13 protein-coding genes are annotated in these 13,550 nt (G+C 47.2%); all 13 read left to right on the top strand.

What is annotated here, in order from left to right; translation table 11 throughout:
* The first annotated feature begins 20 nt into the window (after positions 1-20).
* The 13 genes from KNP96_RS14935 (at position 21) to KNP96_RS14995 (ending at position 13,550) form a co-directional block, all read left to right on the top strand.
* Positions 21-611: a redoxin domain-containing protein gene (locus tag KNP96_RS14935; RefSeq protein WP_029333174.1), complete on the top strand. Its 591-nt coding sequence runs from the start codon at positions 21-23 to the stop codon at positions 609-611.
* A gap of 21 nt (positions 612-632) precedes the next feature.
* Complete coding sequence (gene resB, locus KNP96_RS14940) at positions 633-2,171, top strand: cytochrome c biogenesis protein ResB (RefSeq protein ID WP_251132130.1); 1,539 nt, start codon at positions 633-635, stop codon at positions 2,169-2,171.
* Entirely contained in the window at positions 2,168-3,334 is a 1,167-nt protein-coding gene (gene ccsB / locus KNP96_RS14945; protein ID WP_088836698.1) for a c-type cytochrome biogenesis protein CcsB, read from the top strand. Before resB ends, ccsB begins: the two co-directional genes overlap by 4 nt.
* Positions 3,335-3,555: 221 nt before the next feature.
* Positions 3,556-4,272 carry a response regulator transcription factor gene (locus KNP96_RS14950; RefSeq protein WP_029333177.1) on the top strand — a complete coding sequence of 239 codons (717 nt, stop codon included), beginning with the start codon at positions 3,556-3,558 and terminating at the stop codon, positions 4,270-4,272.
* A gap of 2 nt (positions 4,273-4,274) precedes the next feature.
* Positions 4,275-6,002, top strand: coding sequence for a sensor histidine kinase (locus tag KNP96_RS14955; RefSeq protein ID WP_088838458.1), 1,728 nt, complete (start codon positions 4,275-4,277; stop codon positions 6,000-6,002).
* A 31-nt stretch (positions 6,003-6,033) separates the two neighbouring features.
* Positions 6,034-6,582, top strand: a complete 549-nt coding sequence (locus tag KNP96_RS14960; protein ID WP_088836700.1) for a cob(I)yrinic acid a,c-diamide adenosyltransferase — start codon at positions 6,034-6,036, stop codon at positions 6,580-6,582.
* Positions 6,583-7,836, top strand: a complete 1,254-nt coding sequence (yfmF, locus tag KNP96_RS14965; RefSeq protein ID WP_088836701.1) for an EF-P 5-aminopentanol modification-associated protein YfmF — start codon at positions 6,583-6,585, stop codon at positions 7,834-7,836. It begins immediately after the preceding gene.
* Positions 7,836-9,104, top strand: a complete 1,269-nt coding sequence (yfmH, locus tag KNP96_RS14970; RefSeq protein ID WP_088836702.1) for an EF-P 5-aminopentanol modification-associated protein YfmH — start codon at positions 7,836-7,838, stop codon at positions 9,102-9,104. Before yfmF ends, yfmH begins: the two co-directional genes overlap by 1 nt.
* 3 nt (positions 9,105-9,107) lie before the next feature.
* Positions 9,108-9,812 carry an elongation factor P 5-aminopentanone reductase gene (gene ymfI / locus KNP96_RS14975; protein WP_214765307.1) on the top strand — a complete coding sequence of 235 codons (705 nt, stop codon included), beginning with the start codon at positions 9,108-9,110 and terminating at the stop codon, positions 9,810-9,812.
* A gap of 93 nt (positions 9,813-9,905) precedes the next feature.
* Positions 9,906-10,685: a DUF3388 domain-containing protein gene (locus KNP96_RS14980; RefSeq protein WP_088836704.1), complete on the top strand. Its 780-nt coding sequence runs from the start codon at positions 9,906-9,908 to the stop codon at positions 10,683-10,685.
* A gap of 31 nt (positions 10,686-10,716) precedes the next feature.
* The gene (locus KNP96_RS14985; protein WP_214771640.1) at positions 10,717-11,613 is read left to right on the top strand and encodes a helix-turn-helix domain-containing protein; all 897 of its coding nucleotides are present in this window, start codon (positions 10,717-10,719) and stop codon (positions 11,611-11,613) included.
* Between the two features lie 46 nt (positions 11,614-11,659).
* The gene (pgsA, locus tag KNP96_RS14990; protein WP_088836705.1) at positions 11,660-12,238 is read left to right on the top strand and encodes a CDP-diacylglycerol--glycerol-3-phosphate 3-phosphatidyltransferase; all 579 of its coding nucleotides are present in this window, start codon (positions 11,660-11,662) and stop codon (positions 12,236-12,238) included.
* Positions 12,239-12,308: 70 nt separating this feature from the next.
* Positions 12,309-13,550 carry a competence/damage-inducible protein A gene (locus KNP96_RS14995; protein WP_088836706.1) on the top strand — a complete coding sequence of 414 codons (1,242 nt, stop codon included), beginning with the start codon at positions 12,309-12,311 and terminating at the stop codon, positions 13,548-13,550.

Here is a 13,550-nt window from a genome sequence, read left to right on the forward strand (position 1 = left end):
ATGGGTGGAGGCGGTATAACATGAAAAAAACGAAGCAAAACCCGGAAGAGCGGCTCGAAGCCGCGAAACAAAAAAAGAAGAAACGCTCATTCTGGCGACTGATGATCATGACGATCGTCTTGTTTGCTGGTGCGGTCGTCATCATGCAGTTCGTCGATCAAGCGACACGCGATAAAAATGGTCGTGTCATGGCGGGAGACGATGCACCTGGCTTTACGCTCGTCGACTTGTATGGTGAGAAACAACACTCGATGGATGAGTATGCTGGAAAAGGACTCTTGCTTAATTTTTGGGGCACGTTTTGTGAACCGTGTAAAAAAGAGATGCCATTGATTAACGACAACTACAGCATGATGCAAGATGAAAATGTCAATTTTGTAGCCGTCAATGTCGGCGAAACACCGGTTCGCGTCTCGAGCTTCATCAAGGAAATTGGTGGAACGGACTATCCGATTTTAATGGATACGAACAGTTCCGTCGAGAAAGCGTACGGCATTTATAACTTACCGGTCACATTCATCATCAATAAAGAAGGCGAAGTCGTCGAAAAGTATGAGGGTGAAATTGATCAGGCGAAGTTGGAAGAAATGATTAAAAAAGCAAACGAGTAACGCATCGAGGGGGAATTGATGATGCAGGAATATAAGCAACTGGACATGCGTTATGAAGAAGCAGAGCTTCGTTCAAAACGAAAAAAACAGTCGTGGATTGACCGAACATGGACATTCTTCTCTTCCGTTAAAGTCGGACTGTGGTTGATTGGCTTAATCATTCTCGCAAGTGGTGTCGGGACGATTTTCCCGCAGGAAATGTATATCCCGCAAGCGACACCGCCAGAAGAATTTTATGGTAAGGAATACGGTACGGCAGGCGATATCTACTATGCATTAGGATTTCATAATCTCTTTGAATCGTGGTGGTACATCGGACTGATCACCTTATTACTTTTATCTATCATCATCGTATCGATCGACCGCTTCTTCCCGCTCTATCGAGCGTTGAAGAAACAACCGGTCATCCAGTCTGACCGTTTTATGGGCGGTCAGCGATTTGGCGCTGAGACGGCTGGAACGGTAAAACAAATTGACGCGATTGAGCCGTTGTTAAAAAAGAAAGGCTATAAAATCCGTCGACAGGACGGCGCTTTATTAGCAGAAAAACAACGGTTTGGACGTTGGGGTCCATACATCAATCACATCGGACTTGTTTTATTCTTTGGTGGCGCGATGTTACGGATTGTACCAGGGATGCATGAAGATGAGTTGCTGTGGCTTCGTGAAGGTGAAACGTTGCCGATCGAAGCGACGGACAACGAGTATTACCTCGAAAACAATGCCTTCAATATCGAATTTTATGACCCGGAAAAGGTCGACGCGAAATTCAGTGAAGCGCTGAAACGAGCGGGTGGTAGTGTTCCGAAAAACTACGATACGAAAATGACGTTGTATAAAAAGACGGGCATGACGGATGATTTTAAACCGGAACTTGAAAAAGTAAAATCTGGTGAAACGGCCGTTAACCAACCGTTTGAATTCGAAAACTATCAAGTCTTCCAGGAACAATATGCGGCAGATCCTGAATTCAAGACGATGTCGTTTAATATCGAAAATCAAAAAACCGGAAAAGTTGTCGATACGATTGAAGTCGATTTACGCAACCCGGACTCGACGTATGAATTGAAGGATGGCTACGAAGTCGAGTTAAAAGACTTTTTACCGGACTTCGTCGTCAAAGACGGAAAACCGACGACAAATTCTTCACGGCCGGTCAATCCGGCATTCGTCTTTAACATCAAGTCACCGGAGCACCCGGAAGGCGAACGGAGTCTGATCGGGATTAAGCTCAATGTCGGCGGGGACGAAAATCAATACAAGATGGGCTTTGCCGGGACTGAACTGTCGAATATCTCGGGAGTGCGGATTAAAAAAGATTTGACGCTGCCGTTCCTGTTCATCGGTGGAGTAATCTTTATGGCGGGTCTGCTCATCGGCATGTACTGGCCGCATCGTCGCCTTTGGATTAGAGAAACAAACGGTCGGATTAAGATTGCCGGCTTTACGAACAAGAACGCGTTAGGGCTTCAAAAAGAAGCCAATCTCGCTTTGACAGAAGTAGGTCTTCCTCAACTAGAAGACCGGCAGAAGTTGCGGGAAGAGGGGGAATCAGAATGAATTTGCTTAATTTGAGTGGGAATTTACTGCTGACATCGTTTATCTTGTATCTCATCAGTACCGGATTTTTTGCGGTTGCGACGAGTGGGAAAAAGGGACCGAGCCGGTCAGGTAAGATTGCCTTTACGCTCGCGATTATTGGATTTGCGACACAACTTGGTTATTTCTTTACACGCTGGGCAGGAGCGGGGCACGTTCCTGTGTCGAACTTATATGAATATACGACATTCTTCGGGATGATGATGGTTCTTGGTTTCCTGATTGTCTACGGGATTTACCGGAACAACGTTTTAGGATTAGTCGCGATGCCGATTGCTTTGCTCGTCATCGCCTATGCGTCGATGTTCCCGGATGAGGTCCAACCACTCATTCCGGCACTTCAAAGTGTCTGGTTGAAAATTCACGTCACGACAGCTGCACTTGGCGAAGGCATCCTCGCGGTCAGCTTTGCGACAGGATTACTTTACCTGATTCACGCAACAGATTTCAGAAAAGAATCAAAAACACGGACGTGGCTTGAAGTCGTCATGTTTTCGTTAACATGCGTGGTCGGTTATATTCTTGTCGGATTGTTATTTAACGCGCTTTCGACAAATGCGACGATTGAATATGTTGCGAAAAACGGCGCGACGATGCAACACGACTATACGATGCCCGTGTTGACTGGTCCGGAAGGCGGAAAAGTCATTTCGGGATCGGGCGCAGTCGTCGAACTGCCGAACTTCTTGAACGCGAACAAAGTCAATACAGTTCTTTGGTCACTGATCGGTGGTCTCGTCTTGTACGTACTCCTTCGATTTGTCATCTTACGGAAGCGTCTCGCGGAAAGCTTAAAACCAATCGCCCGTAAAATCGACTTAGAAACAGCAGATGAAATCAGCTATCGTGCAATTGCGATCGGCTTACCGGTCTTCATCCTGGGCGGTTTGATTTTTGCGATGATTTGGGCGCAGATGGCATGGAGCCGCTATTGGGGCTGGGACCCGAAAGAGGTTTGGGCATTGATTACGGCGTTATTCTACGTCTTCTACCTGCACATGCGCATTCAGCGTGGCTGGATCGGTAAAAAATCAGCCTGGTTATGTGTCGGTGGGTTTGGGGTCATCATGTTCAACCTGGTGTTCGTCAACCTCGTTGTCGCAGGTCTTCATTCTTACGCCTGACTAAAAAATGAAACAGGGAGTCACCGATCGATGAATGACATCGATTGGTGACTCCCTTTCTTCGTCCAGGCATCAACTATTGGATTTTGAAAGAAACGTGAAATGAATCAATCACCCTTTCCGGTCTAACCGGTTAGGGAGGTTTTTTCTTTTTGTTTCATAGTATACTAAAAGAGTAGTAGGATAGAGAAGAGAGACTAGTTTATGGGAGGAATCAACCGATGTCAGAAGAAGCTCGTATTTTAGTCGTCGATGATGAAGAACGGATTCGACGCTTATTAAAGATGTACCTCGAACGGGAGAACTTTACGATTGAGGAAGCAGACAACGGCGAGATGGCGCTCGAAATGGCGCTTGAAACGGAATATGATGTCATTCTACTTGATTTGATGATGCCGAAGCTCGATGGTATGCAGGTCTGTGAAGAGTTGCGCAAAACAAAAGCGACGCCGATCGTCATGTTGACGGCAAAAGGGGAAGAAACGAATCGTGTTCATGGTTTTGAAATGGGAGCGGACGATTATATCGTTAAACCGTTCAGTCCACGCGAAGTCGTGCTTCGGGTCAAGGCCATTCTGCGACGTGCCAGCGCAACGAAGTTCTTGCATACGGATGCGAAAACAAAAGATGTTATCGTCTTCCCGCATCTGACGATTGATAATGATGCCCACCGCGTGACGGTCGAAGGGCAAGAAGTCAACTTGACGCCAAAAGAATATGAATTGCTCTACTTCCTCGCGAAGCAGACGGATAAAGTTTTTTCACGGGAACAGTTATTAAAAGAGGTTTGGAATTATGAATTCTTTGGTGATTTGCGGACGGTCGACACACACGTTAAACGATTGCGGGAAAAACTAAACCGCTTGTCACCGAACGCGGCTCAGATGATCACGACAGTCTGGGGTGTCGGTTACAAATTCGAGAATAGTCCCGCTTGACGATGAAGTGGTTACAGAGTGTCGTCATCAAATTATGGGGAACGATTTTACTGCTCGTTTCTGTCGTTTTAATTGCTTTGACGATTTTGTTGCTCGAATTTTTTAACTCGTTTCACATTGAACAAGAACGAGGACATCTCGCGAAGCTAGGTCAACAAGTCGAGACCGTTTTCCAAGCGCACGATGGGCTAGAGGAAGGGTCGGCGACCGCCGTCGAAATTACGGATATTTACGGGGCGACGTTGATTGCGACAACGAAGGACGAAACGATTCAAACGAATATTTCAGAGGAAAAGGCACGACGTATGATTAAGGAGCTCGAGCGTCAGAACTGGAAAGCAGTTGACGGTGAAGAGGGCGAGACGGCGATTGGGAACTATGAAGTATTCAATGGCAAGGCAGCACTCGCCTATCGTGCCCCGCTCGTCACATCAAGTGAGGCGGGAACGACGTATTTGATTGAAGAACTGACGAACATCGAACAGGCGAATGAAGGCGCGAGGCAGATCATTCAACTCTGTGTCCTGCTTGCGATCATCGGGACAACCGTATTCGCCTTCTTCCTCTCGACGCGCATTACGGCGCCGCTGCGGACGATTCGTCAAGCTGTCGTCGAAGCCGGGGAAGGAAAGTTCGACCAAAGTCTGACGCAACGTTCACGCGATGAAATCGGGGACTTGGCGTTGGCATTCAATGAAATGAGCAGCCAATTGAATCAATATGTTACGGATCTCGATAAAGAACGACATCTGTTGTCATCCATTTTACGCTGTATGGCAGATGGCGTCTTGACGTTCTCTGATTCCGGGGAGTTGCTCGCGACAAATCCGCCGGCAGAAGATTTTTTGGCAGGGGCACCGGTTCCGGAAGAACTGATTGATTTGTTCAAGACCGTCATGCGGACAGAGACAGAAATGACCGTTTCCTTTGAACGGGAAGGTCGTTATTACATCATTATCGTCAGTCCGTTACTTGAGCACGAAGAGCAGATTGGTGCTGTTGCCGTTTTACGGGACATGACAGAAGCGCAGCAGCTCGAGAAGATGCGCGCCGACTTCGTTGCGAACGTCAGTCATGAATTGCGGACACCGCTCGTCATGCTCCAAGGGTACTCGGAAGCGATCGTCGACGGGATGACGGAAAGCGATGAAGCGACAAAAGAATTTGCTTCAATCATTTATGATGAGTCGCAACGTCTATCGCGTCTCGTCAATGATTTACTCGATCTTGCCCGAATGGAGGCAGGTCATCAAGAGTTACGGATTGAACCGATGGAAGCAGTCCCGTTTGCAAAACGGATGATTAAAAAATTCAAGCAAATGGGACGCGACAAACGTGTATCGTTTGACGTCGTCGGACCGAACGTCGAGTTCGAAGCGGATCCCGATCAAATGGAGCAAGTGTTGACGAACTTACTCGGCAATGCGCTTCGTTACACCGAGGATGGTCAAATCGAGATTAACATTACGGAAGATAGGGAAAACATATTCCTATCCGTAATTGATTCCGGTACAGGAATTCCGGAAGAAGATGTCCCGTTCGTTTTTGATCGTTTCTATAAGGCGGACAAAGCAAGGACGCGTGGCAAGACGGGGACAGGGATTGGTCTCGCGATTGTCGTGAACGTCGTCCGATCCCATGAAGGGGAGGTCGAAGTCGAGAGCCAGCTCGGCGAAGGCTCGACATTCCGAATTCGATTACCGAAAAAACAAAGGAAGCGAACTCTCTGATTCGCTTCCTTTCGCTATAGGAGTGAGAAAAATGAAGATTTATACAAAAACCGGGGATTCAGGGGAAACATCGCTCGTCGGTGGCCGCGTTAAAAAAAATGATGTGCAAATCGATTTGATGGGTGAACTGGATGAACTGAACAGCTTCGTCGGCCTCGCACGGACAAAAGCAACTTCGATTGAAGTAAAAGAACAATTGATTGTCATTCAACATGCCTTGTTTGATTGTGGGAGCGACTTAATGTACGTCGAACAAAAAGAATCCCGCTTGAGTCAAACTGCGACAGAAAATCTCGAGAGTTGGATTGATAGTTTAACGGAATTATCTCCCCCGCTCGATAAGTTTATCTTGCCAGGCGGAACGGAAGCGGCGGCAAGCCTACATGTTGCGCGAACGATTTGTCGACGGATTGAACGTTCGATGGTCGATGTCGCTCAAGCCCGCCACCTCTTGCCATTCATCAACCGACTGAGTGACTTTTTCTTTGCCGCAGCGCGTTATGAGAATGCAGTCAATCAAACAGCAGATATTGAATACCTTCGCAGTGCACATGTGTTTAAACGAAAGGATGGAGAGTAAATGAGTCAGTCATTCGAAACGTGGAAAAAAGAGGGGACGACGTACCATCTCGTCCCGACCGATAAATTCAAGACAACGACCGTACTCGTCACATTTTCTGCACCACTTGAAGAAAAAACGCTGACGAGCCGGGCGATCTTACCGTACATCATGGAAAAATCGACAGCGGCCTATCCATCGATGAAGGCGCTACGTGAACCACTCGAAACCTTATATGATGCGGGACTTTATGCAGATGCTTCGAAATTCGGCGAAGAGCATGTTATTTCATTCCAGCTCGACGTCGTCCGAGGTGATCTCGTACGGCATGAGACGTTGCTTGAAGAGGCGCTTGATTTGCTCGAACAAATGATTTTCTATCCTGATTTAACCGAAGGCGGCTTCCGTGAACAGTTCGTCAAACAGGAAAAACGTCTCCATGCGTTACGGATCAGCTCACTTTATGATGATAAAATGCGTTTTGCCCAGCAGCGTCTTCTTGAGTTAATGGCCCCTGGAGAAGCCGTTTCACTGTCGTCACTCGGTACGCTCGAAGGATTAGAGGCAATTACAACATCCTCCTTGCGCGATACATATCGGTCGATGATTGAAAACGACCGGATCGATGTTTTCGTCGTCGGTCATGTGACACGTGACGAAATGGAAGAGGCATTATCCTTCTTGCCTTCGCACAGTGAAAAAACGAGTCATTATATCCCGGCCTTGAAACAAGTCGCCGGTGTGAAGCGTTCATCAGAGACACAACCAATCAAACAAGGAAAGTTACATTTAGGCTACCGTGTTGCAGTCGATCCGACATCTGCTGATTCGATCCGGATGCAAATCGTCAACGGTCTTTTTGGTGGATTTCCCCATTCGAAATTGTTCATGAATGTCCGGGAAAAAGAAAGTCTCGCGTATTATGCAGCATCGCGTTATGCGGCGTTGAATGGTGCATTATATGTCTACTCCGGTGTCGAAACTCAAAAAGCGGAACGGGCAGAAACAATCATCAAGGAACAGCTTGTCGATTTGAAAGCCGGGAACTTTACGGCTGAAGAGTTGACGCAAACGAAAGCGATGCTCATCAATGCGCGTCGTCAAATTCTCGATCAACCCGGACAATTGATTGGCTGGTTGAACGGATCGAAAATGCGTGGATTGACGCTAGAAGATGAAATTCATATCATCGAGACGGCGACGCGTGAAGATGTCGTCCGTCTAGCCGCTAAAATCGAATTAGAGGCAGTCTATTTATTGCGAGGTGAAGAATAATGGAACAGTTAACGTATCATGATACAGACGAAACGGTATTTTTCGAACAATTAGACAATGGCTTGTCTGTTTATTTACTTCAGAAAAAAGGTTATGAAAAAACGTATGCGACGTTTACGACCCGCTATGGTTCAATCGACAATCGTTTCAAAAAAGGTGAGGACTGGGTGAGCGTACCGGACGGGATTGCCCACTTCCTCGAGCATAAAATGTTTGAGTCGTTGCAAGGGGACGTCTTCCAAGAATTTGGTCGTCTCGGTGCATCAGCGAACGCCTTTACATCATTCTCACGGACAGCGTATTTGTTCTCTGCGACATCGCTGATCGAGCAAAATCTCGAAACATTGATTGATTTCGTTCAAGATCCTTACTTTACACCGGAGAGTGTCGAGAAGGAAAAAGGCATCATTACGCAAGAAATTCAGATGTACCAAGATAATCCCGGATGGCGTCTATTTTTTGGACTCATCGAATCGATGTACGCGAATCACCCGGTTCGGATTGACATCGCAGGTACACCGGAGTCGATTGACAAGATTACAGCCGATGATTTGTATACGTGTTACCGGACATTCTATCATCCGTCAAACATGGTTTTGTTTGTCGTCGGAAACATCAATCCTACGGAAACGCTTGAGTTGATCAAACAAAATCAAGCGAAAAAAGATTATACAGACCGTCCGGCAATCGAACGCGATTACGGCGTTGAACCAAAAGAAGTCGCACGTCCGCGATTCGAACTCGAGCTCGACGTCAAGACACCGAAAGTCTTGATTGGATATAAGGATGAATCACTTCGCGGCGAAGAACAAGTCCGCCGAGAAATGACGAGTGAGTTACTCCTACATCTCCTGTTTGATCAAACCTCGTCGACGTATCTCGACTTGTATGAAGAAGGATTGATTGACGATACATTCAGTTTTGATTATTCGAGCGAAGAAGAATTTGCTTTTGCGACATTCGGGATGGAAACGGAAGATCCGGAACGTTTCATCGCAGCGTATGAGGAGCTTCTTACAAAGCGTCCCTCGTTCAGCGAGACGGAAGTCGTCCGGAAGCGGAATATGATGCAAGGGAAATTCTTACGGGCATTGAATTCGCCGGAATTTATCGCCAATCAGTTTTCACGTCATGCTTTAGCGGACACGAACATGTTTGCATTGCCGACACTGATTGCTTCGATTACGAAAGAGGAAATTGAAGCACGTTTTGACGAATTGTTTGCGCTTGAGAACCGAGCGATTTCAATCGTCAAACCATATGTCTAACCGATGCGGATTTTTATTACAGGTGCCAGTGGTGCCATCGGTCTAGCGACAGCGAGACGCCTGGCAGCAGCCGGACATGAACTTGTCTTGCATACACATCAACGCCGAAACGAGCTTGAGCAATTTGTACAGGAGTTGCCTGTGACGACTGAAATCGTCGCAGGCGATTTGTCGAATCGGGAAAAGATTGCCTCTCTTTGTGAGGGTTTGCCACCAGTCGATGGTTTCGTCCATATCGCCGGGACGAGCTTTAGTGGACTGTTAATCGATCAATCGACGAACTCAATTGAATCGATGATGACCTTGCACGTCGAATCGCTCATTCGCATCAGTCAGTTCTTGACACATAAGAAACCATTCTCCGCACCGTTGTCGATCGTTGTCGTCAGCAGTGTCTTAGGCGAGTTCGGCGTAGCCGGGGAAGTCGTTTATTCGAGCTGTAAGGCGGCACAACTTGGTTTCGTAAAAGCCTATAGCAAAGAACTAGGCGCAATGAACGGACGAATCAATGCTGTCACGCCTGGTTGGATTGATACGCCGATGAATGCTGTTTTTTCGAAGGAAGATCGCGAACAAGCCTTAGCGGAGATTCCGGCTGGTCGGTTCGGGACGGAAGAAGAAGTAGCCTCGGCTATCACATTTTTAATGGGGGAAGAGGCTGGATATATCTCGGGAGCCATTTTAAAAATTGATGGCGCGTGGATGTGATCGCTTGAGAATTGAGCGAGGAATGCTTTTCATTTTTCAAAAAATCATTTAACATGAGGAATGGATAACCGTATAGACGAGGAGGGCTAGCGAGTGGGTGAATTCGAACAGTGGTATCTTGAGTACGAATTGAATGTCGATCGTCCGGGGGTGCTAGGAGATATTGCCTCACTTATGGGGATGCTGCATATCTCGATTGTCACGATCAATGGTGTTGATCGTGAGCGCCGCGGCATGTTACTTCAAACGAAACAGCCTGATCAAATACCGCGACTCGCAGCCATCTTAAAGACGATGCCGACGATTGAGATCGTCAAACTCCGGAAGCCGAAGTTGCGTGACCGGATTGCGATTCGTCATGGTCGTTATATCGACCATAGTAGTGATGAATTAAAAACATTCCGTTTTGTTCGAGAAGACTTAGGGATTCTCGTCGATTTCATGGCTGAATTATGTAAGCAGGATGGGCATCTGCTGATTGGTGTCCGTGGCATGCCGCGGGTCGGGAAAACAGAATCGATCGTCGCAGCAAGTGTCAGTGCAAATAAGAAATGGTTGTTCTTATCGTCGACTTTAATCAAACAAACGGTCAGAACTTCGTTATTTGACGATGAACGGACGGGCGACTACGTCTACATCATCGATGCCCTTGTGTCCCAACGGCACTTCGATGAGCGCCATTGGCAAATTTTACGTGAAGTCATGCGTTTGCCAGCGACGAAAATCGTCGAACATCCGGATGCGTTCGTTAAGTCGAGTGAATACACGTGGGATGATTTCGATTACATCATTGAATTACGCAACACGACCGAAGAAATCATCGTGACCGAACCTCCACGTGCACTTGGCGGAAATGAATGGTTCAATTTTTAAATAAGTAATGAAAATGGAAGGTGTGTTACCGATGACCGAGCTCGGAACCTACTTAAAAGAACAACGTGAGACATTAGGCGTTTCGCTAGAACAAATTCAAAGCACGACTAAAATTCAAAAGCGCTATATCGTCGCGATTGAAGAAGGTGCCTACGATCAATTGCCCGGTGCTTTTTATGCACGTGCTTTCATCAAAACGTATGCCGAAGCACTCGGTCTAGACGTAGACGAAGTGTTTGAGACGTATAAACGAGACTTGCCGGAACCTGAAGCACAACCGGTCGTCGAGTTGTCACGACGCGCAACCTATTCGAAGTCGACGGCTCCGAAAAAGAGTGTTGCCAAACGGTGGATTCCAAACATCATTATCATCCTGTTAATCTTTGCGATTGGTGTCGCACTTTACTATGCGTTGCAAAATTTCCTCGATTCGAGTGATAAAGCCAATACGACAGCACCGAAACAGAGTGATGTGACGATTGATGAAGGAGACGCTCCGAGTCAGGAGACGGATGTTCCGGCAACGGAAGAGCCGAAAGAAGAACCAAAAGAAGAAGTGACAGAAGAACCGAAAGAGGAAGTCAAGAAGCCATTAGTGGCGAAAACGACCTCTGGGCAAGATATCACATATGAAGTACCGGCGGATAAAACGATGGATGTCTCGATCAGCATCAAAAAAGATGCATCGCCGTCACCGTTTGTCGGAGTACGTGATACATCGCTTGAAGGAGAGGCGCTCGCGCCAGACCATATCAATGCGTCCGATCCGAACCCGGTCGTCGTCAAAGATGCGAAAACAGATTTGATTCGGATTCGCATCGGTTCAATTAAAGGCATCGATAAAATCGTCGTCAATGACCAGGAGCTCAAACTTAACCGTTCGCTCCTCGTTCAAAATATTTACTTGAAGAAAGTAGCTACGCCGTAAGACGGCATAGCTACTGATCTTACATAAAAAGGAGGAGGATACCAGAATGAACTTGCCTAATCAATTGACGGTATTACGTGTCTTGTTAATTCCTGTCTTTGTCGCAGTACTCGCCATCGACCCAAACTGGGGTCAATGGGACGTTCTCGGTGCCGAACTTCCGGTTTCTCACTTTGTTGCGGCGATGATTTTTTCAGTTGCTGCCATCACGGACTGGTTGGATGGTTACTTGGCACGTAAAAATAAGTTAGTCACAAATTTCGGAAAGTTTATGGATCCACTCGCTGATAAGATGTTAGTCGCAGCTGCACTCGTTTACCTTGTAGAGCTCGATTTCGTTGCAGCTTGGGTCGTCGTCATCATTCTCTGCCGTGAGTTTGCCGTGACAGGGCTTCGTCTCGTCGCATCAGACGAAGGAATCGTCTTAGCAGCCGGAAACTCAGGCAAGGCGAAGACATGGGTTCAACTGACGTCAATCATCGCTTTCTTGCTTCACGATATCGGATTCGCATTACTCAATATCCCGTTTGCTGAAATTACGATGTGGCTGGCGTTAATCTTAACGATTTACTCAGGCGTTGAGTATTTCTCAAAAAACATTAAATTAATCACGAAATCGATGTAACTTATCTCAAACAAGGCTGTTCGCTAAATCGGACAGTCTTTTTATATACTTTTGAAAGCGGGGAATGAAGATGAAAGCAGAAATCATAGCAGTCGGAAGTGAACTATTATTAGGAGAAATCGCCAATACGAATGCACAGTACCTCTCGGAATGGCTCGCGAGTTGCGGCATCGATGTCCATTATCATAGTGTCGTCGGCGATAATGAGGCGCGGATGACGGACGTCTTCAAACAGGCGCAAGCACGTGCCGACCTCCTCGTCATCACGGGGGGACTTGGGCCGACGGAAGATGATTTGACGAAAGAAGTGCTCGCTAAGCTGCTTGGACGTCGTTTGCAAGTTGACGAAGTCGCGTACAGCCGGATTGAAGGTTTTTTGAAAACACGTGGTCGCATGATGACGGATAATGAAAAAAAACAGGCGCTGGTCATTGAAGGGGCGGATGTCCTTTCGAACGGTGCGGGTCTCGCGCCAGGGATGTCGCTGAAGACGGCTGACCACCAATATATCTTATTACCAGGTGTCCCGCGGGAAATGAAGCAAATCATCGCCGATCATTTTGATCATTTGTTTGGACAGGAAACCATCAAATCGAGAACACTTCGCTTTTTCGGAATCGGGGAATCGGCACTGAACGACCGATTGACCGATTTGATTCGTTCCTCACAAAATCCATCGATCGCACCGTATGCGGAACTTGCTGAAGTACGGTTACGTTTGACGGCGAAAGCGGCGCAGGAACAAGTTGCCATCGAGATGCTTGACGAACTCGAACAACTTGTCCTTGCGGAAGTCGAGGAGTACTTTTATGGCTATGGCGAAACGAGTTTACCGGAAGTAGTCTTACGGACTTGTGAAGAGGCAGGCGTGACGTTTGCGGCAGCGGAATCTTTAACAGGAGGAGCTTTTGCGAGCGGTTTGACTGACATTGCGGGAGCAAGCAACAGCTTTCGTGGAGGTGCCGTCGTCTATGACGATGCAGCGAAGCGTAACCTGTTAAGCGTTAGCGAAACCTTGCTGCGCGAACAAACGGCCGTCAGCGCTGACGTCGCGATTGCGATGGCTGAAGGAGCGAGACGTCTCTATCAATCGAATCTTGCTATTGCGTTGACAGGGGAAGCGGGACCGACGAGTAATAGTGGAAAAGCAGTCGGAACGGTCTATTGCGCCCTAGCAACACCGGACGGAACGGAGGTCGTTGAATTTACCTACCCAGCATTCGACCGTGGTATGATTAGATTACGTTCTGTAAAAGATGCGTACTTCCTTCTGTTGAAATACCTTAAGAAAATTGCCGTTCAACCGAAATAA

The organism is Exiguobacterium sp. s133 (genome assembly GCF_018618595.1).
Classification (GTDB): domain Bacteria; phylum Bacillota; class Bacilli; order Exiguobacteriales; family Exiguobacteriaceae; genus Exiguobacterium_A; species Exiguobacterium_A oxidotolerans.

Bases quoted from the DNA above. Each gene is read 5' to 3' on its own strand.
- KNP96_RS14935 (WP_029333174.1), top strand. From the start codon at position 21: ATGAAAAAAACGAAGCAAAACCCGGAAGAGCGGCTCGAAGCCGCGAAA.
- resB (WP_251132130.1), top strand. From the start codon at position 633: ATGCAGGAATATAAGCAACTGGACATGCGTTATGAAGAAGCAGAGCTT.
- ccsB (WP_088836698.1), top strand. From the start codon at position 2,168: ATGAATTTGCTTAATTTGAGTGGGAATTTACTGCTGACATCGTTTATC.
- KNP96_RS14950 (WP_029333177.1), top strand. From the start codon at position 3,556: ATGTCAGAAGAAGCTCGTATTTTAGTCGTCGATGATGAAGAACGGATT.
- KNP96_RS14955 (WP_088838458.1), top strand. From the start codon at position 4,275: ATGAAGTGGTTACAGAGTGTCGTCATCAAATTATGGGGAACGATTTTA.
- KNP96_RS14960 (WP_088836700.1), top strand. From the start codon at position 6,034: ATGAAGATTTATACAAAAACCGGGGATTCAGGGGAAACATCGCTCGTC.
- yfmF (WP_088836701.1), top strand. From the start codon at position 6,583: ATGAGTCAGTCATTCGAAACGTGGAAAAAAGAGGGGACGACGTACCAT.
- yfmH (WP_088836702.1), top strand. From the start codon at position 7,836: ATGGAACAGTTAACGTATCATGATACAGACGAAACGGTATTTTTCGAA.
- ymfI (WP_214765307.1), top strand. From the start codon at position 9,108: ATGCGGATTTTTATTACAGGTGCCAGTGGTGCCATCGGTCTAGCGACA.
- KNP96_RS14985 (WP_214771640.1), top strand. From the start codon at position 10,717: ATGACCGAGCTCGGAACCTACTTAAAAGAACAACGTGAGACATTAGGC.
- pgsA (WP_088836705.1), top strand. From the start codon at position 11,660: ATGAACTTGCCTAATCAATTGACGGTATTACGTGTCTTGTTAATTCCT.
- KNP96_RS14995 (WP_088836706.1), top strand. From the start codon at position 12,309: ATGAAAGCAGAAATCATAGCAGTCGGAAGTGAACTATTATTAGGAGAA.